General features: G+C 69.5%; 21 protein-coding genes and 1 tRNA gene. 13 read left to right on the top strand and 9 right to left on the bottom strand.

Annotation, left to right across the window (positions count from 1 at the left end):
• Positions 1-5 precede the first annotated feature (5 nt).
• Positions 6-608: an NUDIX hydrolase family protein gene (locus tag QM568_RS05890; RefSeq protein WP_415136789.1), complete on the top strand. Its 603-nt coding sequence runs from the start codon at positions 6-8 to the stop codon at positions 606-608.
• 58 nt (positions 609-666) lie between these two features.
• Here the strand turns inward: QM568_RS05890 and QM568_RS05885 are convergent, their stop codons facing one another.
• Positions 667-1,734 (bottom strand): threonine aldolase family protein, encoded by a 1,068-nt coding sequence (locus QM568_RS05885; protein ID WP_415136787.1) that lies wholly within the window; start codon positions 1,732-1,734, stop codon positions 667-669.
• 107 nt (positions 1,735-1,841) lie between these two features.
• Between QM568_RS05885 and QM568_RS05880 the strand changes: the two genes are divergently transcribed.
• Positions 1,842-3,320 (top strand): MFS transporter, encoded by a 1,479-nt coding sequence (locus tag QM568_RS05880; RefSeq protein ID WP_415136785.1) that lies wholly within the window; start codon positions 1,842-1,844, stop codon positions 3,318-3,320.
• Here QM568_RS05880 and QM568_RS05875 read toward each other — a convergent pair.
• Positions 3,234-3,872, bottom strand: a complete 639-nt coding sequence (locus QM568_RS05875; RefSeq protein WP_415136783.1) for an SDR family NAD(P)-dependent oxidoreductase — start codon at positions 3,870-3,872, stop codon at positions 3,234-3,236. The genes QM568_RS05880 and QM568_RS05875 overlap by 87 nt on opposite strands.
• Positions 3,873-3,926: 54 nt before the next feature.
• Entirely contained in the window at positions 3,927-5,387 is a 1,461-nt protein-coding gene (locus QM568_RS05870; protein ID WP_415136781.1) for a DUF6421 family protein, read from the bottom strand.
• Between the two features lie 68 nt (positions 5,388-5,455).
• Between QM568_RS05870 and QM568_RS05865 the strand changes: the two genes are divergently transcribed.
• Both QM568_RS05865 and QM568_RS05860 read left to right on the top strand, forming a co-directional pair.
• Positions 5,456-5,917 (top strand): Lrp/AsnC family transcriptional regulator, encoded by a 462-nt coding sequence (locus tag QM568_RS05865; RefSeq protein WP_415136779.1) that lies wholly within the window; start codon positions 5,456-5,458, stop codon positions 5,915-5,917.
• Between the two features lie 123 nt (positions 5,918-6,040).
• Positions 6,041-7,030, top strand: coding sequence for a 1,4-dihydroxy-2-naphthoate polyprenyltransferase (locus QM568_RS05860; RefSeq protein WP_415136777.1), 990 nt, complete (start codon positions 6,041-6,043; stop codon positions 7,028-7,030).
• 141 nt (positions 7,031-7,171) lie between these two features.
• Here the strand turns inward: QM568_RS05860 and QM568_RS05855 are convergent, their stop codons facing one another.
• Together QM568_RS05855 and QM568_RS05850 are read right to left on the bottom strand one after the other, a co-directional pair.
• Entirely contained in the window at positions 7,172-8,038 is an 867-nt protein-coding gene (locus QM568_RS05855; protein WP_415136775.1) for a hypothetical protein, read from the bottom strand.
• A complete protein-coding gene (locus QM568_RS05850) occupies positions 8,035-8,325 on the bottom strand; it encodes a DUF4229 domain-containing protein (RefSeq protein WP_415136773.1) in 291 nt (96 codons plus the stop codon). The genes QM568_RS05855 and QM568_RS05850 overlap by 4 nt, the downstream gene beginning before the upstream one ends.
• Before the next feature lie 35 nt (positions 8,326-8,360).
• Here QM568_RS05850 and QM568_RS05845 point away from each other — a divergent pair, with 35 nt between their 5' ends.
• Complete coding sequence (locus QM568_RS05845; protein WP_415136771.1) at positions 8,361-8,546, top strand: hypothetical protein; 186 nt, start codon at positions 8,361-8,363, stop codon at positions 8,544-8,546.
• Between the two features lie 120 nt (positions 8,547-8,666).
• Positions 8,667-8,742 (top strand) — tRNA-Met (locus tag QM568_RS05840).
• Between the two features lie 161 nt (positions 8,743-8,903).
• Here QM568_RS05840 and QM568_RS05835 read toward each other — a convergent pair.
• Positions 8,904-9,731 (bottom strand): NADPH-dependent oxidoreductase, encoded by an 828-nt coding sequence (locus tag QM568_RS05835; RefSeq protein ID WP_415136769.1) that lies wholly within the window; start codon positions 9,729-9,731, stop codon positions 8,904-8,906.
• 197 nt (positions 9,732-9,928) lie between these two features.
• Here QM568_RS05835 and QM568_RS05830 point away from each other — a divergent pair, with 197 nt between their 5' ends.
• The 7 genes from QM568_RS05830 to QM568_RS05800 all read left to right on the top strand — a co-directional run bounded on the left by QM568_RS05830 (position 9,929) and on the right by QM568_RS05800 (position 16,507).
• Entirely contained in the window at positions 9,929-10,282 is a 354-nt protein-coding gene (locus tag QM568_RS05830) for a carboxymuconolactone decarboxylase family protein (RefSeq protein WP_415136767.1), read from the top strand.
• 9 nt (positions 10,283-10,291) lie between these two features.
• Positions 10,292-11,602, top strand: a complete 1,311-nt coding sequence (locus QM568_RS05825; protein ID WP_415136765.1) for a M20/M25/M40 family metallo-hydrolase — start codon at positions 10,292-10,294, stop codon at positions 11,600-11,602.
• A gap of 154 nt (positions 11,603-11,756) precedes the next feature.
• Positions 11,757-12,794, top strand: a complete 1,038-nt coding sequence (locus QM568_RS05820) for an amino acid ABC transporter permease (RefSeq protein ID WP_415136763.1) — start codon at positions 11,757-11,759, stop codon at positions 12,792-12,794.
• Positions 12,791-13,582 (top strand): amino acid ABC transporter ATP-binding protein, encoded by a 792-nt coding sequence (locus QM568_RS05815; protein ID WP_415136761.1) that lies wholly within the window; start codon positions 12,791-12,793, stop codon positions 13,580-13,582. The genes QM568_RS05820 and QM568_RS05815 overlap by 4 nt, the downstream gene beginning before the upstream one ends.
• 77 nt (positions 13,583-13,659) lie before the next feature.
• On the top strand, positions 13,660-14,658 hold the full coding sequence (locus tag QM568_RS05810; RefSeq protein ID WP_415136759.1) for an ABC transporter substrate-binding protein: 999 nt from the start codon (positions 13,660-13,662) through the stop codon (positions 14,656-14,658).
• Between the two features lie 101 nt (positions 14,659-14,759).
• Positions 14,760-15,902, top strand: coding sequence for an LLM class flavin-dependent oxidoreductase (locus QM568_RS05805; protein ID WP_415136757.1), 1,143 nt, complete (start codon positions 14,760-14,762; stop codon positions 15,900-15,902).
• Positions 15,899-16,507, top strand: coding sequence for a GNAT family N-acetyltransferase (locus QM568_RS05800; RefSeq protein WP_415136755.1), 609 nt, complete (start codon positions 15,899-15,901; stop codon positions 16,505-16,507). The genes QM568_RS05805 and QM568_RS05800 overlap by 4 nt, the downstream gene beginning before the upstream one ends.
• Positions 16,508-16,694: 187 nt before the next feature.
• Here QM568_RS05800 and QM568_RS05795 read toward each other — a convergent pair whose 3' ends face one another.
• Genes QM568_RS05795 through QM568_RS05785 form a run of 3 tightly spaced genes read right to left on the bottom strand, consistent with a single transcriptional unit; the run spans position 16,695 to position 20,171 of the window.
• On the bottom strand, positions 16,695-17,573 hold the full coding sequence (locus QM568_RS05795; RefSeq protein WP_415136753.1) for a DUF1684 domain-containing protein: 879 nt from the start codon (positions 17,571-17,573) through the stop codon (positions 16,695-16,697).
• Positions 17,570-18,946 carry an NtaA/DmoA family FMN-dependent monooxygenase gene (locus QM568_RS05790; RefSeq protein ID WP_415136751.1) on the bottom strand — a complete coding sequence of 459 codons (1,377 nt, stop codon included), beginning with the start codon at positions 18,944-18,946 and terminating at the stop codon, positions 17,570-17,572. Before QM568_RS05790 ends, QM568_RS05795 begins: the two co-directional genes overlap by 4 nt.
• 16 nt (positions 18,947-18,962) lie before the next feature.
• Positions 18,963-20,171, bottom strand: coding sequence for an LLM class flavin-dependent oxidoreductase (locus tag QM568_RS05785; RefSeq protein WP_415136749.1), 1,209 nt, complete (start codon positions 20,169-20,171; stop codon positions 18,963-18,965).
• Between the last annotated feature and the right edge of the window lie 7 nt (positions 20,172-20,178).

The raw sequence follows: 20,178 nt of genomic DNA, 5'->3' as shown, positions 1-20,178 counted from the left end.
GACACATGGCGGTGCGCACACCTGATCCTGATCCCGAACCCGATGACAACGGGCTCCCCGGTTTCGGCGCCCCGGCGCCCGCTCCCGGAGCGAATCCGGGCTGGCTGAGCGAGTTCGAGCTCGCAGATGCGCGCCGTCGCCTGCCGATGCTGTACGTCGAGGCGATCCCGGTGAGAACCGACGGCTCGGGGGTTGTGACTGCGATCGGCATCCTGCTGCGCTCCACCCCCCTGGGCGAGATGACCCGCACGATCGTGTCTGGCCGGGTGCGCTGGGGCGAGAGCATCCGCGATGCGCTGTTCCGGCACGTCGAGAACGATCTCGGTCCTATGGCCTTCCCGCTGCTGCCGCCGCAACCGCTGCCGTTCACGGTGGCCGAGTACTTTCCGATCCCGGGCGTCAGCGCCTATCACGACGACCGTCAGCACGCTGTGTCTCTCGCGTATGTGGTGCCGGTGACCGGCACCTGCGAGCCGCGTCAGGACGCCCTCGAGGTCACCTGGTTCACCCCCGAAGAGGCGGGGTCGGATGCTGTCGCCGCCGAGATGGAGGGCGGACGCGGCACGCTCATTCGCCAAGCGCTCGCCTACCTCGGTCTGCTGCGGTAGTCGGCTGGCACCCGTCTCGAAAACGGTCGGGGTGAGTCGGGCGCGCGTCGGGCGCGCGTCAGGCGCGGGTCAGACGCGATAGCTCCGCGATGAAGGCGTCGACGTCTTCCGCCTGGGTGTCGAAGCCGCACATCCAGCGCACCTCGTTGCGGGAGGCATCCCAGTCGTAGAAGCGGAACGACTCGCGCAGCCGGTCGGCGACGCCGTCGGGGAGCGTCGCGAAGACGCCGTTCGATTGGGTCTGCTGCGTGAACGCGACGCCGCGAATCGAGCCATCGGCGATGCCGGCCTCGATCCCGCTGCGCAGGCGTTGGGCCATCGCGTTCGCGTGCCGCGCGTTGCGCAGCCACAGGTCGCCATCGAGCAGCGCGATCAACTGCGCCGACACGAAGCGCATCTTCGATGAGAGCTGCATGTTGAACTTGCGGGAGAAGAGCAGGCCTTCTGAGGCCTCGGGATTCAGAACAACGATCGCCTCGCCGAGCATGGCGCCGTTCTTGGTTCCACCGAAGCTGAGCACGTCGACGCCGGCATCCGTTGTGAAAGCGCGAAGCGGCAGGTCGAGAGCCGCCGCAGCATTCGAGATCCGGGCGCCGTCGACGTGCAGTCTCATTCCGCGTTCATGGGCGTGATCGGTGAGTGCCCTGATTTCCTCTGCCGTGTAGACGGTGCCGAGCTCGGTCGATTGCGTGATCGAGACGACGAGCGGTTGCGCGCGGTGTTCGTCGCCCCAGCCCCATGCCTCGCGGTCGACGAGTTCGGGGGTGAGCTTGCCGTCATCGGTGGGGACGGTGAGCAGCTTGAAGCCGCCGATCTTCTCTGGGGCGCCGCCTTCGTCGACGTTGATGTGAGCCGTGGATGCTGCGATCACAGCGCCCCAGCGCGGAAGCATCGACTGCAATGCGGTGACGTTCGCGCCGGTGCCGTTGAAAACGGGGAAGGCTTGGGCGCTTTCGCCGAAGTGTGAGCGGAAAACCTCCTGCAGACGCTCGGTGTAGGCGTCTTCGCCGTAGGCGATCTGGTGACCGCCATTGGCCTCGGAGATCGCTGAGAGGACATCGGGGTGGATGCCGGAGTAGTTGTCGCTGGCGAATCCCCGGATCGCGGGGTCATGCTGAATGCTCACCGATCGATTCTATTCAGTGCTTGCTCCGGGGGGATGGTAGCGGGGCGGATATCGGCGGGCTCGAGGTCAGCGGATCGAACGTCGGAGGGGTCGCGTACTCTCGAACCATGCATCGCACCGCAGCGAAGACCGTCTTCGCGAACGTTCTTGTCAACACGTTGATCGCCAACGTGACGACGAGCTTTCTGTGGTTCGCTTTGACCTTCTGGGTGTACATCGAGACGCGGTCCGTGTTGGCGACCGGGATCATCGGCGGCGCATATATGCTGTTCATCGCGTTCTTCGCCATGAGTTTCGGCACGGTCGTCGACCGGCACCGAAAACACACAGTCATGCTGGCGTCCAGCGTGATCTCGGCCGCGGCCTTCCTGGTCGCTGGGGTGGTCTATCTCTGGCAGCCTGAGGCGGCTCTGCTCGATATCGGCGGGCCGTGGTTCTGGCTGTTCTCCCTCGTGATCCTCTTCGGAGGCGTGATCGAGCAGTTGCGCAACATCGCCCTGTCGACGACCGTCACCGTGCTCGTCGAAGAAGACAGACGCGCGAACGCGAACGGTCTCGTCGGCACGGTGCAGGGTCTCGCGTTCCTGGTGACCAGCGTGTTCTCGGGACTCTCGATCGGCTTTCTCGGTATGGGCTGGACCCTCGCGATCGCGATAGCGGCGATGGTGCTGACATTCGTGCATCTGCTGTTCATCCGCATACCAGAGCCCGCGCCTGAGCCCGACCCGAACGCTGCGAGCGCACTGGACTTCCGCGGCAGTGTGGCGGCGATCAGGCTCGCCCCTGGCCTGTTCGGGCTGATCGTCTTCTCGACCTTCAACAACCTCATCGGCGGTGCGTACATGGCGCTGATGGACCCGTACGGCCTGACGCTGTTCGACGTGCAGACCTGGGGATTCGTCCTCGCATTCGCCTCGACCGGCTTTCTCATCGGCGGGGGACTCGTCGCGAAGTTCGGCCTCGGCGCGAAGCCCATGCGCACGCTGCTGCTCGTCGTGATGGGGATGGGCGTGCTCGGTGCGATTTTCATGGTGCGTGAATGGTGGCCGCTGTTCGTCATCGGCATGTGGGCGTATATGACGCTTGTGCCGCCGGCCGAGGCCGCAGAACAGACGGTCATTCAGAAAGTCGTGCCGTTCGATCGGCAGGGGCGCGTCTTCGGCGTCGCCGCCGCGATGGAGGCCGCCGCAACACCTGTCACCGCTTTCCTGATTGCTCCGCTCGCCGAGTTCGTCGTGATCCCGTACATGAAGACGTCCGCCGGGAACGCGCAATGGGGTTGGCTGCTTGGCGCGGGAGAGGCGCGCGGGATCGCCCTGATCTGCCTGCTCGCGGGGATCATCGTCGTCGTTGTCGCCGGGCTCGCGTTCTTCACGCGGTCATATCGAAAGCTCACCGAGCTGTATGCGAACGCCCCGGATCTGGAGGGTTCCGATGGCGTCGATCACCCCGATGCGGCCGAGCCCGACGGTGGCGTGGATGCAGCCGAGCCCGCGCCGTCAGAGATCGATGACTCGGTCATTCAGCGCGGGGGCATCCTCCGACCACAGGCCGACGATCGCGGAGGCGAGGGCGCCAGGGTCTAGAGACTTCACGCGGATAATGACGGATGCCGCCCGCAGAGGTTTCTCCTCCTCGCGCGCAGCCTTCGCGTAGCCCTGGGCAACGGCGCGCGCCCACGCTTCACTCGCCGCCTTGACCGCAGCGTAGTTCGCGCCGCCCGCCAGAGGGCGCGCTGCGGCGCTCGATGAGACGATCGCGAAGCGTCCGGCATCCGAGGCGCGCAACGCGCTGTCGAAGGCGCGGCTCGTAGCGCGCACGGCCTGCAAGGCCGGCAGGAGCGCATCGAAGTCGGCATCCGTCTGCCCTGCGAGTCCGCCGCCCCCGCGCCAGCCTCCGACAAGGGGAACGACACCGTCGACCACGCCGAGTCGTGCGGCAAGGTCGGTCATGGCCGTGAGGGATGTCGCATCAGCGACCTGCGTCTCGGCCCCTGCGTCCTGCAGCGCAGCCAGTCGCTCGGCCGAGCGACCTGTCGCGATGACTCGCGTTTCGCCAGCGAGCAGAGCCTGTGCCACCGCGAGTCCTGCCGCGCTCGTGGCACCGGCGAGCACGATCGTGCGACCGCTGAGACCCATGACAACGTCCTTTCAGGCAGTGTCTGCTGTGCGAACGAGAATTGCCAGAGACGATCAGTCGTCGGTGCCGCGGATGCCGACGGTCGACTCGATCACCGGCTTCATCTTCTTCTCGAGCGTCTCGAAGAACATCGACAGCGGAAACTCGTCGTCCATGACGGCATCCGTGTAGCCCTTAGGGGGCCCGGCGAGGATTTCGTCCGAGAGGCCGCGCGCCCACTGCGACGCCGGGTGCGGGGTGAGCGTGCTGCGCACCAACTCGTAGGCGGCCAGCCAGTGCGCCACCTTCGGGCGGTCGATCGAGTGCCAGTACAGGTCGTCGATCGCATCTCCCAGTGCCACCACGGCATCCGGCACGTTCTCCCAGTCGAAGGCGAGCGCGGTGTCGGTCCAGTGCAGCACGCCGCGCTGGTGCAGCCAGGCGAACAGCAGCTGCCCGCCGACCGCGTCGTAATTGCGCACCCGGTTGCCCGTGATCGCGAAGCGGAAGATGCGGTCGAAGATCACGGCGTACTGCACGAGGCCGGCGTGGTCGTGCATCTCCTGCTCGGTCGCGGTGAGCTCCTCGCCGGCGGCGATGCGGGCGGCGAGTGCGCGCTCGATCTTCACCGACTCGCGGAACGCGGTCATGTCGCAGCGCATCTCCTCGAGCGAGTAGAGGAAGAACGGCATCCGCTGCTTGATCATGAACGGGTCGAACGGCAGGTCGCCGCGCATGTGCGTGCGGTCGTGGATGATGTCCCACATCACGAACGCCCGCTCGGTGAGCGCCTGATCGTCGAGCATGGCTGCTGCCCGCTCTGGCAGCTCGAGGTTGGTGATCTCGGATGCCGCGCGCACGACCCTGCGGTAGCGGGCGGCTTCGCGGTCCTGGAAGATCGCGCCCCAGGTGAACGAGGGGATCTCGCGCATCGCGACGGTCTCGGGGAACAGCACCGCCGAGTTCGTGTCGTAGCCCGGGGTGAAGTCGATCAGCCGCAGTGAGACGAACAGCTTGTTGCCGTAGTCGCCGGCCTCGAGCGCGGCGATGAACTCCGGCCAGATCGCCTGGACGATGAGCGCCTCGACGAGGCGGTCGCTCGAGCCGTTCTGCGTGTACATCGGGAAGATCACGAGGTGGCGGATGCCGTCGACCCGGTGCTGCTGCGGCTGGAACGCCACGAGGGAGTCCAGGAAGTCCGGCACCCCGAAGCCCTCATCCGCCCAGCATTCGAAGTCGATGATGGAGGCGGCGAGGTACTCGGCGTCGTGCGGGAAGGCGGGGGCGAGGGCGCGGATGCCATCGGTGATCGCGGAGACGAGCTCGCGGGCGGCGCCGTGGTGAGCGGCATCCGGAATCGATCCGTCCTTAACCTGCAGCTCGCGGATCGCGATTGCCGCAGCCTTGAGCTGCGCCCAGGCGGCGGAGTGCTCGGCGGTCGATGCGTCCACTTCGTCTCGCTGCGCTCGCTCAGCACGGCGCTCGACGACCTCGGGTTCGCCGATGAGAGCATTGCTGGTGGTGGTGAGGGACATCGGGACCTCCGATCGCGAAAACAGGAAATATTCCGGCAAAAGCTGGCTTTCAGGGTATTATTTCATGTATGAACGACGCTGTCGACCACGCGATCCTCGCCGAGATCTCCCGGGACGGGCGGGCGACGCTCGCGCAGCTGTCGGATGCCGTCGGCCTCTCGGTCTCGGCGGTGCAGTCGCGGCTCAAGAGGCTCGAGACGCGCGGGGTCGTCACCGGTTACCGGGCGATCCTCGATCCGGAGAAGGTGGGCGCGCCGCTGTCGGCGTTCATCGAGATCACCCCGCTGGATCCTGCGCAGCCCGACAACGCACCGGAGCTGTTGGAGCACCTCACAGCGATCGAGGCGTGCCGCTCCATCGCGGGAGATGCGAGCTACATGCTCTTCGTGCGCGTGCCTTCACCGCGCGCGCTGGAGGAGCTCGTGCGCGACATCCGCCTCGCGGCGAACGTCAGCACCCGCACCACGGTGGTTCTCCAGACTTACTACGAGCACCGTCCGATCATCCCGGTGGCGCCCACCACCCCTTAACGCCCCGTGGATGGCCAAAAGCGCACCTGAACTGACCTGCGGAGCAGTGCTTTTGACCACCCCACGGGGCGGGAGCGGGGGCGCGGCGGGGAGCCCATCGAGACGCGCAGTAGGATGCCGTGCGTGGCAGCATCCTCCCAGCGCAGAAAGAGCGCGAGTAAGAAGAAGAGCGCGAGCGCGAAGCGCAGACCGAACCGCACGAGCGGCAACCCGGCGAAGAAGCCGATCGTCGAGCTCGGTCCCGTGACGGCGCGCGACTGGATCGGCGCCGCGCGGCTGCGCACCCTGCCGCTCGCCGTCGCGCCCGTGCTCATCGGGACCGGTGCCGCGCGCAGCACCGGACCGGAGTTCCACTGGGTGATCGCGCTCGCGTGCCTCGCCGTGTCGGTGTTCCTGCAGATCGGCGTGAACTTCACGAACGACTACAGTGACGGCATCCGCGGTGCCGACGTCCACCGCGTCGGTCCCGTCCGCCTCACCGCCTCCGGACGGGTGAAGCCGCGCACCGTGCTCGTCACCGGCCTCGCCTTCTTCGCGCTCGCCGCGGTCGCGGGCCTCGCGATCGTGATCCGCACGCAGCAGTGGTGGATGCTGGCGGTCGGCGCCGCTTGCATCCTCGCCGCGTGGTTCTACACCGGAGGCAAGCGGCCCTACGGCTATGCCGGGCTCGGCGAGGTGTTCGTGTTCACGTTCTTCGGGCTCGTTGCGACGCTCGGCACGACGTGGGTGCAGATCTTCGATCTCCCGCAGCAGGCTTGGATCGGCGCGGTCGCCGCCGGCCTGTTCGCGTGCGCCGTGCTGCTGGCCAACAACCTGCGCGACATCGATCAGGATCGCCTCGTCGGCAAGCGCACGCTCACGGTCCTGATCGGCAGGCGGGCGACGCAGGTGCTGTTCACCCTCTTCGTGCTCGCGCCCTTTGCCCTCTCCACTGTGATCGCGTTGCTCTTCCCGATCGCGTGGATCGCGCTGCTCGCGCTGCTGGCAGGGCTGCCGGCGATCCTCATCGTGTGGACCTACCGCAAGCCGGCCGAGCTCGTGATCGCCCTCGCGCTGACTTCGGTGACCGCGCTGCTGTACGCCGGCGCGCTGTTCTGGGCCTTCGTGGGCTGACCGCGCGCGGGCGCGCGCGGGGACGCGCTGACCGCGCGTGGGGACGCGCTGACCGCGCGCGGGGACGCGAGGGCGCGCGCGTGGGGACGCGAGGGCGCGCGTGGGGACGCGAGGGGACGCGAGGCGCGCGCGACGCGCGCCTCAGGCGCCCTGGAGCCCGAGGCGGTCGAGAGGGATGCCGCGCACCACGCGCCGCCACGGATGCTCGCCGAGCGTCCAGAGCACCCGGCGCTCGAGATCCAGCGCGAGGTCCTGACAACCCGCCGGCAGCGGAATCGCGGTGCGCTCCAGTGCGTCGACCGCGCCCGCCCAGAGGGTGCCGGGGCGCGTGGCGTCGGACTGCGACACGAACGTCGTCCCTCCCCAGCGCACGGCTCCCTGCATCTGACGAATGCCGGTGGCTACGACCTCGCGCGCAGCGAACCCGTCGAGATCGAACTCGCCGATGCGGCCGTCGCCGTCGGCGCGGAACTCGCCGATCAGCACCCGCGGCAGCGCGGCTGCGCGTTCGTCGAACACCCGTCCGATGAACGAGCAGCGCAGGGCCACGGGGTGCACGCGCGTGCGCGGGACGGCGAGGGCCTGCGAACGTTCGCCCGCGGTGAGCCGTCGCGCGGCATCGCCGCGTACCGAGCGGATGCCGGTCAGATCGAACTCCCAGATGCCCTGCCCCGTCGCCGCGGCGAACAGGCGGTCATCGAACCAGGCCAGCCCTCCGGCATGGATGCGGGCTGGTTCGAGCGCGCCGTCGGGTCCGAGAACCGCGAGGGCGACGTCGAGCGGGCGCGGGCGGTCCGCATCGACGAACGTGACCCGTGCGGCGAGGTGATGCCGCTGCGCATCCTGCCGGAACCAGCTGATCGCCAGCATCCGTCGCCCCTGCAGGAGACCGGTGTCGACGCCCTGCGGGTACCACCGGTTCGTCCAGGACCGTCTCGTGAGCCAGCGCAGCTCGGCGGCACGACCGTGCAGGACGGGTCTCCAGGGGGAGCGGTGCTGAGAGGTCACTCGGATCGCGGGGGCGTCGGCTCGCCGTCGACGATGCCGTCCTCGGCATCCGCGTCCTCCGCGGCGGCGGTGCGCTCCTGGCGGCGTTCGTAGAGGCGGGCCGAGGCATCGGACAACGGCTGCCGCAGGAACAGCATCGAGATGCTCATTCCGATGAGCGCGGCGAAGATGGCGGCCAGCCACCACAGTTCCCGGAAGATCGGGAAGAAGAACCAGAAGATGGCGAGCGGCACGAGGAAGGCCAGTAGCCGCAGCACGGTGTAGACGAGAATCGGCGCGGGCTTCACCTCTCAAGTCTACGGCGCTCTGGCATCGGGCGAGCGTGCTGGGTCGTGAGGAGCGGACCGTCGGCGGCCGTCTCGCGCTCGCGCTCGGAGTGCCGGCGAGCCGCGCCATCGCGGCGGTGCAGGCGCGTCGGCAGCCGGCGGGGCCTGGCACCTGGGGCGACGCCTCGACCGACTACACGCTCGAGCCGAACCCGTTCCACGATTCGATCCGACGTCGATGACGAGGCGGTCTTGCCGTTGCGCGGGCGCGTGTCCCGTCCTGCGTCATCGACGGACTCATAGGGTTATCCCAGGCAACGGTCCTCGCTTTGCACACGGCCACCGGGTAGCGTCGGGCACATCGCGGCGATCCGGGCGGTCCCGGGCCTCAGCTCATAACTGACGGCGTTGCGGGTTCGACTCCCGCCGTCGCGTCCAACGCCTCCGGCGGTCCGTTGCCGTCAAGCCCCCTGAATCCCGCGAGCCGTTTGTCGGGAGAATCCCGCCTGGCATCGGCGTGTCGCGCCGAATCCGCCCGACAAATGCGAATCCGCCCGACAAACGGACCGCAGGCGCCGCGGGCCGGCTCGGCACGTCGCTCAGGACGACGGCAGCCCGCGCGAGGAGAGGATGCCGCGAAGGCGCTCTCGCCCGTGCAGCGCCGAGCGGCTGCGCACCCGCGCGACGACGGCGTCGAGCCAGCCGCCGGTGCGCCCCTGCGACTGGTTGAACAGGCGCAGCGCTTCGTCGTAGACGGCGAGATCGTCGTCGGATGCCGCAGCGTAGCTCTCGTCGTGACGCACCACCGACTGCGGCAGCCGCGGCTTCACACGGGCCGGGCGGTGCTCGTCGGGCCAGCCGACGGCGACGCCCACCACCGGATACGAGGCGTGCGGCAGGCCCAGCAGCGCCGCGAGCTCATCGGGGTGGTTGCGCACGGCGCCGACGAACACGGCACCGAGGCCGAGCGACTCCGCGGCGACGACCGCGTTCTGCGCGGCGATCGCGGCGTCGATCGTCGCCACCAGGGTGCTGTCGAAGTAGTCGATGCCTTCGGCCGCCTCGCCGCGGCCACGGGAGATCGCGGCCCCGCGCGCCCAGTCGGCGACGAAGACGAGGAACAGGGGAGCATCGCGGATGAACTGCTGATCTCCGGCCAGGGCCGCGACCTCGCTCTTGCGCGACTCGTCCCTGATGACGACGACGCTCCACGACTGCAGGTTCGACGAGGTCGACGCCGATTGCGCTGCGGCGATGAGCGTGTCGACCGTCGCGGGCGCCAGCGGCCGGGAATCGAACGCTCGCACCGAGCGATGCCCCAGGAGCCCTGCGATGGTGCCTGCTTCATCCAGGTGCAGGGCGAGGTCATCCGCATCCGATCCGTACCGGTCGCGCAACAGCGTGCCGCTGTCTGTCACTTCTGCCATGTCACGAGTCTCACCCGTGGCCGGGACCTGCGCGTCGTCGGCGAAACGCGACGTCATCCGCCGCAACGATCAGCCGTCGATGTCGCCGTGAGACGCCGGATGACGATCCGGGTCAACTCGCGCCATCCACTCTCCCCTCCGCCATTAGCGTGGGTGGGCGCCGAGCGCCCGCGCGGCGAGAGAGCCGAGGAGAGCACGTGTCCGATTACTTCGACCGCGACGCCGACAAGACCTTCACCCGCGTCTACAAGAACCAGACGCCCGACATCCTGGCGGCGTTCGCCGCCTTCGACCAGGCCGTGTTCGCGACCGAGGGCCGGGTGATCCCCCTGAAGTATCGCGAGCTGATCGCCCTCGCCGTCGGCATCACCACGCAGTGCGTGTACTGCATCGACGGCCATTCTCAGAACGCCGTGCGCGCCGGGGCCACCGAGGCAGAGCTCGCCGAGGCGGCGTGGGTCGCGACCGCGATCCGCGCGGGCGGCGGCTATGCGCACGGCCGGCTCGCCTTCAAGCTCGCAGGCGATGCACTGGCCGAGCACCAGCACTGAGCGTCCGCCGTGACCTCCGCGCTCGAGGCCGAGGCCCTCGACTTCATCCGCGCGCTCATCCGCATCGACAGTGTGAACACCGGAGAGCCCGCCACGATCGGCGACGGCGAGACGAGGGCCGCGCTGTTCGTGAAGGAGAAGCTGGAGGAGGTCGGCTATCACGTGGACCTCGTCGAGCCGCAGCCGGGCAGGGCGAGCGTCGTCGCCAGGCTCGCCGGAGCGGATCCGGATGCCGGCGCCCTCGTCGTGCACGCCCACCTCGACGTCGTCCCCGTCGAGGAGTCCGACTGGACGCATCCGCCGTTCGGGGCGGAGATCCACGACGGCATCCTGTACGGCCGCGGCGCGGTCGATATGAAGAACTACGCGGGGACGATCCTCGCGATCGCCCGCGCCTACCGTCGAGACGGCGTGGTGCCCCGGCGCGGCCTGATCTTCGCGTTCTTCGCCGATGAGGAGGCAGGGGGCGTCTGGGGCGCGCGCTGGATCGTGCGCCACCGGCCAGAGCTGTTCGCCGGGGCCACCGAGGCGATCAGCGAGGTCGGCGGCTTCTCGATCCCGCTCACCGGCGACCGCCGCGCCTATCTCGTCGCCACGGCCGAGAAGGGCGTGACCTGGGCGACGCTGACGGCTCGCGGACATGCCGCGCACGGCTCGCGCCCGACCGCCGACAACGCGGTCGTCCGACTGGCGAGGGCCGTGACCGCAGTCGGGCAGCATCGCTTCCCCGTCGTGCGCACTCCGGCGCTGAACCGCTTCCTCGACGTGTTCGGACGCCATCGCGGCATCCGCTTCTCCGATGTCGACCTCGACGCCGAACTGGAGAGCCTCGGGTTCGTGGCGTCGTTCATCGGCGCCTCAGCCCGCAACACCGTCTCGCCGACCGTGCTCGCCGCCGGAGGCAAGACGAACGTGATCCCCGCCGAGGCCGAAGCCCGCCTCGACATCCGGGTGCTGCCAGGAGCGGATGCCGCGCTGCGCGCGCAGCTGCAGGGGATCGTCGGCGACGACGTCGAGATCGCCTGGGGCCGCCCGGTACCGGCGATCGAGTCCCCGCTGGACACGCCGCTGCTCGACGTGCTCCAGGATGCGATCACGGCGGAGGACCCAGGCGCGCTCGTCGTGCCCTACCTGCTGCCGGCGAGCACCGACAACAAGCACCTCGCGCAGCTGGGGATCCGCGGCTACGGCTTCGTCCCGCTGCGGGTGCCTGCGGACTTCGACGTGTTCGGGGAGTTCCACGCCGCGGACGAGCGCATCCCTGTCGAGGCCCTGCACTTCTCGACCAGGGTGACCGATCAGATCCTCCGCAGCGCCTGAGTGCTCTGCCTGTCGTGTTACGGGGAGAGCCTCTCCGTTACGGCATGCGTCGGCCGGTTGCGGCGTGTGAAACACGGTTGTGGCCGGTAGCCCCGGTGACTCTAGCTTTGCTTCACGCGGCGCATCCGGCGCCGCGGGGAACACGAGGATCATCATGACTGACACCGCCGCACGATCGCTCGGCACCGCTGTCGCTCCCGAACCCGAACTCCCCGTCGAGAACCGCACGAACCTCGACCTCGGCGCCGTCACGGTGGTGCACACGCGCCACTGGTGGCGGTGGACGATCGCCGCCATCATCGTGTTCATCCTCGTCCAGTTCGCGTGGAGCCTCGTCACGAACGACCGCTACATGTGGGGCACCTTCGCCGAGTACTTCTTCTCGGGGCCCGTGCTCATCGGCATCGGCTACACGTTGTCGCTCACGGCGATCTCGGCGGTCGTCGGCTTCCTCCTCGGCACCGTCATCGCCCTCGGACGCCTCTCGAAGTCGGCGCTGCTCAACTCGGCGGCCTGGACGTACATCTGGTTCTTCCGCTCGGTTCCCCTCGTCGTCCAGATCATCGTCTGGTACAACCTCGGCTACCTCTACCCGACGCTGGGCCTCGGCACCCCGTTCACGACCGACTTCTGGCTCGTCGAGTTCCCCACCGTGCAGCTGATCAGCGCGTTCGCCGCGGCGATCCTCGGCCTCGGGCTGCATCAGGCCGCGTATTCGGCGGAGATCATCCGCGGCGGTCTCATCTCGGTCGATCAGGGGCAGTCGGAGGCGGCCGCCGCCCTCGGCATCCCCGCGTCCCGGCGGCTCTTGCGCATCATCCTCCCGCAGGCGATGCGCTCGATCATCCCGAACGCGACCAACGAGGTGATCGGCCTGGTCAAGGGCGCATCCGTCGTGTTCGTGATCGCGATCCCCGAGCTGTTCTACGCCGTGCAGGTGACCTACAACCGCAACAGCAGGGTCATCCCGCTGCTGCTCGTTGCGGTCGTCTGGTACACGATCATCACCACGATCCTCAGCATCGCCCAGTTCTACATCGAGCGGCACTTCGCTCGCGGTTCGGTGCGCACCCTGCCGCCGACTCCGCTGCAGCAGGCCAGGCGCTGGCTGAGCACGCAGTGGGCGCGCCTCGGCGACGACGCCCCAGGGACGGATGCCGTCACACCCACGACCGGAAAGGCGCAGGCATGACCGCCGTCATCGCAGAGACCGCGACCCGCGGACTCGTCGAGATCCACAACGTCCACAAGAGCTACGGCGGCGTCGAGGTGCTCTCCGGTATCGACCTCACCGTGCAGCCGGGCGAGGTCGTCGCCCTCCTCGGCCCCAGCGGCTCAGGCAAGTCGACGCTGCTGCGCACGATCAACCACCTCGAGAGCGTCGACCGCGGATCGGTCACGGTCGACGGAGAGCTGATCGGCTACGAGCTGCGCGGTGAGAAGCTGCACGAGCTGCCGGAGCGCGAGATCCTGCGCCGCCGAACGCAGGTCGGCATCGTGTTCCAGAACTTCAACCTGTTCCCGCATCTCACGGCTCTCGAGAACATCACGGAGGCGCCGGTCGCTCTGAAGCGGCTGAGCAAGGACGATGCGCGCGAGCTCGCGCTCGGGCTGCTCGACCGGGTCGGACTCGCCGACAAGGCGGATGCCTACCCGCGGCAGCTGTCCGGTGGGCAGCAGCAGCGCGTCGCCATCGCCAGGGCGCTCGCCCTCAAGCCGAAGGTGCTGCTGTTCGACGAGCCGACCAGCGCACTGGATCCCGAGCTCGTCGGAGAGGTGCTCGACGTGATCCGCGATCTCGCCCAGCTCGGCACCACTCTCATCATCGTCACCCACGAGATCGGCTTCGCCCGCGAGGTCGCCGACCGGGTGGTGTTCCTCGACGGCGGTGTCGTCGTCGAGGAAGGCGCAGCCGCCGAGGTCCTCGGCGCCCCCAAGAACCCGCGAACCCGGGAGTTCCTGGCCAAGGTGCTGGGCTGACCTCTACGACCCGAAAGACCCGAACGCGGCGTCCACCCACAGCAGGCGCCGCAGCCCGAATCACCAAGGAGAATCACATGGCACTCAGCAAGAAGCAGGGCGTCGCGATCGGCGTGGCCGCCGCAGCGGTCGTCGTGATCGTCGGCGTGGTAGCCGCCGTCGCGCTCAATCGTCCGGCCGAGGCCGTGGCCGACAACGTTACGCCGGCGCCGGAGGAGACCTCGACCAACGTCTCCGCCGACGACATCGAATGGATCGAGGGCGAGGTCGTGCCCGAGGCGGTGGAGGCGCTCGAGGAGAGCGGCTTCGAGCCCATCGAGCCGGGCAAGCTCACCGTCGCGGTCGGCGCCTTCGTGCCGCCGCTGAGCTACGTCCCCGATGGCGAGACCCTCCCCGCCGGCACCGAGCCGAACATCGGCAGCCTGATCGCCGAAGGACTCGGCCTCGAGTACAACCCGGTCGTGGTCGCCTGGGCCGACTGGCCCCTCGGCATCCAATCGGGCAAGTACGACCTCATCACCTCCAACGTGACGGTCACCGAGGAGCGCAAGGAGCTCTTCGACTTCGCGAGCTACCGGCAGGATCTGCTCGGCTTCTACGTGAAGGCGGACAGCGACATCGACAAGATCGAGGAGGCCGCCGACATCTCCGGTCTCAAGATCGTGGTCGGCTCCGGTACCAACCAGGAGCAGGTGCTGCTGAAGTGGAACGAGGAGCTGGAGGCCGACGGCAAGGCGCCGGCGGAGCTGCAGTACTTCGACGACACCGCAGCCGCAGTGCTCGCCCTGCAGTCGGGGCGCGTCGACGCCACCTTCGGCCCGAACGCCACCGCGGCGTGGGCGGCCCGTGAGACCGGTGACACCAAGCTCGTCGGCATCGTTCCAGGCGGCTGGCCGCTCGCGGCCGACATCGCCGCTGGCACGGCGAAGGGCAACGGGCTCATCGAGCCGGTGAACATCGTCTTGAACGAGCTCATCGCCAACGGCACCTACGGCGAGGTCCTCAAGGCGTGGGGTCTGGAATCCGAAGGCGTCGACGAGTCGGTGATCAACCCAGAAGGCCTCCCCAAGTCCTGAGACGCGGTGCGGACCGGCGTGGGGAGCGCCGGTCCGCGCCGCCCCTTCCGCAGCATCCGCACCGCCTCCGGCATCCGCCGCCAGCGAGAAAAGACGAAGACATGACGAACCGCGCACCGCTCAGCATCCTCGACCTCTCTCCCTTCGGCGAGGGCTCGACCCCGGCGCAGGGGCTGCGCGACACCATCGAGTTGGCCGTGGCCGCCGAGCGCCTCGGCTACCGGCGCTACTGGCTCGCCGAGCATCACCTGAACCCGGGGGTGGCGGGAGCAGCCCCGCACGTGCTGCTGGCGGCGATCGCCGCCGCCACCGAGCGCATCCGGATCGGCACGGCGGCGACGATCATCGGCAACTACGCGGCCCTCCAGGTCGTCGAGGCCGCAGGTGTCGTCGCGGCCCTCCACCCCGGCCGCTTCGACCTCGGCATCGGCCGGTCCGGTTCGAGCGGCGCGGCCGCGACGCCCCCGCCCTCTGCCGCCGAGGCCCGCGTGGTCGACGGTCTGCTGCTCCCGCCGGCGCAGCCGTTCCCCTTCGACGCGGCGCGCTTCGCGGCGCAGGCCCGATTGCTGCGCCGCACCGCGGGAGACGCGGATCGCTTCGAGCAGGACGTGCTCGACATCCTCGCCCTCATCGACGGCTCCTACGTCGCACCCGAAGACGTTCCCCTGCACGCGACTCCGGCCGAGGGGCAGGACATCGAAGTCTGGCTGCACGGCAGCACCGCCGGGATCAGCGCGGAGCTGGCCGGACGCCTCGGCCTGCCGTTCGGCGCGAACTACCACGTCGCAGGCAGCTTCGTGCTCGACGCCGTCGACGCCTATCGGCGCGCGTTCCGGCCCGGCACTCTCGCCGAGCCGCGTGTCATCGTCTCGGCCGACGTGCTCGTGGCCGACACCGCCGCCGAGGCCGAGCGCATCGGCCGCGGCTACGCGGAATGGGTGCACAGCATCCGCGCAGGTCAGGGCGCCATCCCGTATCCGCGTCCGGAGGACGCGCTCGCCGAGCCGTTCGAACCCGACCTCCTGGAGGTCGTCGGCGATCGCCTCGACACCCGCTTCGTCGGCGATCCGGATGCCGTCGCCGAGCGCCTGGAGACACTGCAGCGGGTCACAGGAGCGGATGAGCTGCTGGTGACGACGATCACGCACGACCCGCTCGACCGGGTGCGCTCCTTCGAGCTGCTCGCCGAGGTGTGGGGGCTGTCGGCGGACGCCGAGCGTGCGCTGGCGGTGGCGGGGTCATGACGGCATCCGCCGCCGGCTCCGGTCGCAAAACAGGCTCCAACTACCCCAGAAATAGAGCCAGGTTTGCGACCGGAGCGCACGTCTTACCGCAGACCTTCGTGATCCGCACGGCGACGCCCGAGGAGTACGACGTCGTCGGGCGCGTGACCGAGGAGGCATATCTGTCGAGCTACTCGGGACTCTCTCCTGCGTATGTGCAGTCGCTGCGAGACGTCGAGGCGCGTGTGCGGCTCGGCGACGTCTGGGTGGCCGCCGAGCCGGACGGTGCGATCGTCGGCACCGTCTGGGTGCCCCGTCCGGGCGAGCACCTCTCGGAGCTCGCCCGGGAGGGCGAGCTCGACTTCCGCCAGCTCGCCGTCGCGCCCTCGGCCCGTGGCCGGGGCGTCGGCGAGGCACTGACCAGGCACGTGATCGCGCTCGCCGAGGAACGCGGCGCCGTGCGCGTCGTGATGAACAGCGGCCCGGAGATGCTCGGCGCGCACGCGCTCTACGCGAAGATCGGCTTCCGTCGGCTGCCCGAGCGCGAGCACCGCATCGAGGTGGAACCGGGGCGCTTCCTCGACCTGCTCGCCTTCGGGCTCGATCTCGACCGCAACGCGGCGTAAGCCCGCAGCGCTCGCCGTTCCGGCATCCGCCCCCCGTTCCGGCATCCGCGCCCCCGTTCCGGTCGCACTTTGGCCGCCCGATCGCGCGACGGGCGGCACAGATCGCGACCGGAACGGAAGTCCGGCCGAGCCCGACAGCGCCGCCCGCGAACGAACGATCGCGGGCGGCGCCGTCGGGCGGGCGCGGTCAGAGCGACCCGGCGGCGGGGACGAGGCCGGCAGCCGACGCGGCGCCCTGCACGCGACTGATCGGCGTCTTCTCCCCGGCCGTCACCTCGATGCGCAGATGGTTCTCCGCCGGAGGCAGCGGGCACGTGGCGAAGTCCGTGTACGCGCACGGCAGGTTCGTCGCCCTGTTGAAATCGATGACGGTCTCGTCGGAGTCCTCCGAGACGTCGATCGCCACCGTGCGGTTCGCGGCGTAGGTCGTGACGCCGCTCGTCGCATCGGTGAACAGTGCGAACAGCGACCCTGGCGCGTGACCGGGGAACGCGAGCAGCCGGAACGTCTCGCCGTCGACATCGAACTCGACGTAGCCCGGCGACTCGTACACGTGGCTGAGGCCGTCCACGGCGGCTCCCACCTCGATCGGCCGGGGCGCGACGAACCGGACGAACCTCGCAGGCACCCGCCATCTCGGATCGGGCGCGTAAGAAGGGGTGCCCGTATAGGAGGAGAGGAACGGGAAGTCGGGGCGGCGCGGCCGGAGGATGTCGCGTCCTCCGCGCTTGGCGATCTCGACGACGCCGCCGTCGAAGCCGACCGTGATGCCGCCGCGCTCCGCGATGGGTCCGAAGCGGTGCGTGCCGGCGATCACGGTGCCGCCGAGCAGCAGCACGTCGTCCCCGGCGAGCTCGACCGTGGGACCCTCCTCGCCCGTGCTCCACAGGCCGGGGAGCCCGGGTATCTCGGTCGGCTCGGCCGAGAGCCAGAACAGCCCCGTCACGGCGAGGAAGCCGTGCGGATCGGCGCGGCGCTTCTCGTGCTCGCGGTGCCAGGCCTCCCACTCCTCGGCGAAGCGCTCCCGCGAGGGCACGGCCTCGGCGGCAGTCGTCTGCAGGCTCATCGCACGCCCTCGCTTCCGGCGCCGGCGAGCTGCGCGCCGCGTGCGGGCACCGGCAGGCCGAGGTTGTCCCGCAGCGTCGTTCCCTCGTAGTCGGTGCGCAGCGAACCGCGCTCCTGCAGCAGTGGCACGACCTGGTCGACGAACTCGTCGATGCCCGCCGGAACCAGGTGCGAGCCGATCACGACGCCGTCGCCGCCGTCCTCCTGCACGAACGCATCGAGCTGATCGGCGATCTCTGCGGCGGTGCCGACGTACCCGGCCTTGCCCGAGACCTGGTGGGCGAGGCCGCGCAGCGTGAGGCCGCGCTCCTCGGCGAGCTCGCGCCACTTCCGCACCGTCTCGAAGCGATCCTGGAACACGAAGGAGCGTCCCTGGATGATGGGCGCAGCCTCCGGATCCGGGTCGATGTCCGGGATCGGGCCATCGAGGTCGTATGCGGACAGATCGCGGTTCCACACCTGCTCGAAGGTCACCTGGATGGTCTTGTCGCTGAGCTGCTGCTCGCGGATGTGACGGGCCTTCTCCTCGGCATCCGCCTTCGAGTCGCCGATCACGAACCCGACGGCCGGAAGGATCTTCACCTCATCGGGACCGCGGCCGAAGCGGGCGGCGCGCTCCTTGATGTCGGCGTAGAAGGCCTTGCCCTCGGCGAGCGTCGCGTAGGGGGAGAAGATGGCATCGGCGGTGGATGCCGCGAAGTCGCGTCCCTGCGGCGAGACGCCCGCCTGCACGATGACCGGCCGCCCCTGTGGGCTGCGCGGCACCGTGAAGCGGCCGGCGATGTCGAACTGCGTGCCCGACTGCGCGAACGCGCCGGCCTCGGCATCCGCGAGGAACACCCCCGATGCCTTGTCCGCGACGATCGCGTCCTCCGCCCACGAGTCCCACAACCGACGGACGGCGGTGACCGTCTCCTCGGCCCGAACGTAGCGCTCGCTGTGCGGCAGGAAGCCGCCGCGGCGGAAGTTCGCCCCGGTGTACGCATCGAAGGAGGTGACGACGTTCCACCCGGCGCGGCCTCCGGAGAGATGGTCGAGGCTCGCGATCTGCCGTGCGAGCTCGTAGGGCTCGTTGAACGTCGCGTTCAGGGTCCCGACGAGGCCGATGTGCTCGGTCACGGCGGCGAGGGCGGCGAGCACAGGGAGCGTGTCGGGGCGTCCGGCGATGTCGTGGTCGAAGATGCGGCCCGCTCGCGCGCGCAGCGCAAGTCCCTCGGCGAGGAAGAAGTAGTCGAAACGCCCCCTCTCCGCGGTCTGGGCGACGTGCCGGAACGTGGAGAAGTCGATCTGGCTTCCCGCGTCCGGATGCTCCCACAGCGTGTGCTCGTTGACCCCGCCGACGTAGGCGGCGAGGATGATCTGCTTCTTGGTCATGTCGGCTCCAGGGATCTCAGACGGTGGCGTAACGGCTGGGCAGGTGCTCGGGCAGCCCGAGCAGGCCGCGCAGGGTGCCGGCCTCGTAGTCATCGTGGAAGAGCCCGCGGGCGCGCAGCTCTTGGGTGAAGGCGCCGGCGATGCGCGGCAGGTCGTCGGTGGCGACGCCCGGTCGCAGACGCACCCCGTCGTAGCCGATCGCGCCGAGCTGGGCGACGAGGTCGGCGAGCTCGGATGCCGACCCGGTGAAGATCCGGGTATCGCTCGTGAGCGGGCGGCCGAGCGCGTCGAGCCGACGCAGCCGGTCCTCGGCGCGTTCGCCGTCCGGGTCGTCGAGGAGGACGAGGATGTCGGCGAACACCTGCAGCGCCTCGCCGTCGCGCTCGCCCGCTGCCACGGCATCCGCCGCGATGGCGGACACCTCATCGAGGATGCTCTGCGCCTGCGCGGCATCCGCCGGGGTGACGAAGACCGCATCCGCCGACCGCGCCGCGAGACGATACGGGAGCTCGCTGTGCGCGAGAGCGACGACGACGGGCTGACCCTGCGGCGGGCGCGGCGTGATCGACGGGCCTCGGACGCTGAACCAGCGCCCCTCGAAGTCGATCTCGTGCACCTTGTCGGCGTCGAGGAAGCGGTCGGTGGCGACGTCGCGGATCTCGGCGTCGTTCTCCCAGCTGTCCCAGAGGCGCCTGACGACCTCGACGGCGTCCGCCGCCTCGTCGAACAGTTCCGCAGCGAACACGCGGAACGCGGGCGAGGTCCAGTCGATCTCGGTGCCGGGGTGCTCGCGGCGGCCGAAGTGGGCGGCCTCGTCGGCGCGCCCCGATACCTTCACCTGCCAGCCGGCTCGTCCCTCGCTCGTGTAGTCGAGGGTGGCGATGGCCTTCGAGACGTGGAACGGCTCGGTGTGCGTCACCGTCGCCACGGGAATCAGACCGATGCCCGCGGTCACCGGTGCAACGCGCGAGGCGATCAGCACGGCATCCAGACGCCCCCTCACCTCGTCGGTGCGCTCATCGGGTCCGAAGAAGTCGGAGGACTGCAGGGCGAGCGAGTCCTCGATCGTGACGAAATCGAGCAGTCCGTCCTGCGCCGTGCGGACGAGGTCGACCCAGTACTGCGGGGTGAACAGCGCGGCGGGGCGCGACGACGGTTCCCGCCAGGCCGCGGGGTGCCAGCCGGCGCCGTCGAGGGCGACGCCGATGCGAAGTCGTGAGGTCATTGCGGTG

It is taken from the genome of Microbacterium sp., from assembly GCF_047607465.1.
In the GTDB taxonomy this organism is placed as follows: domain Bacteria; phylum Actinomycetota; class Actinomycetes; order Actinomycetales; family Microbacteriaceae; genus Microbacterium.
Note: the sequence above shows the minus strand (reverse complement) of the source record. Positions and strands in the feature narration are given on the sequence as shown.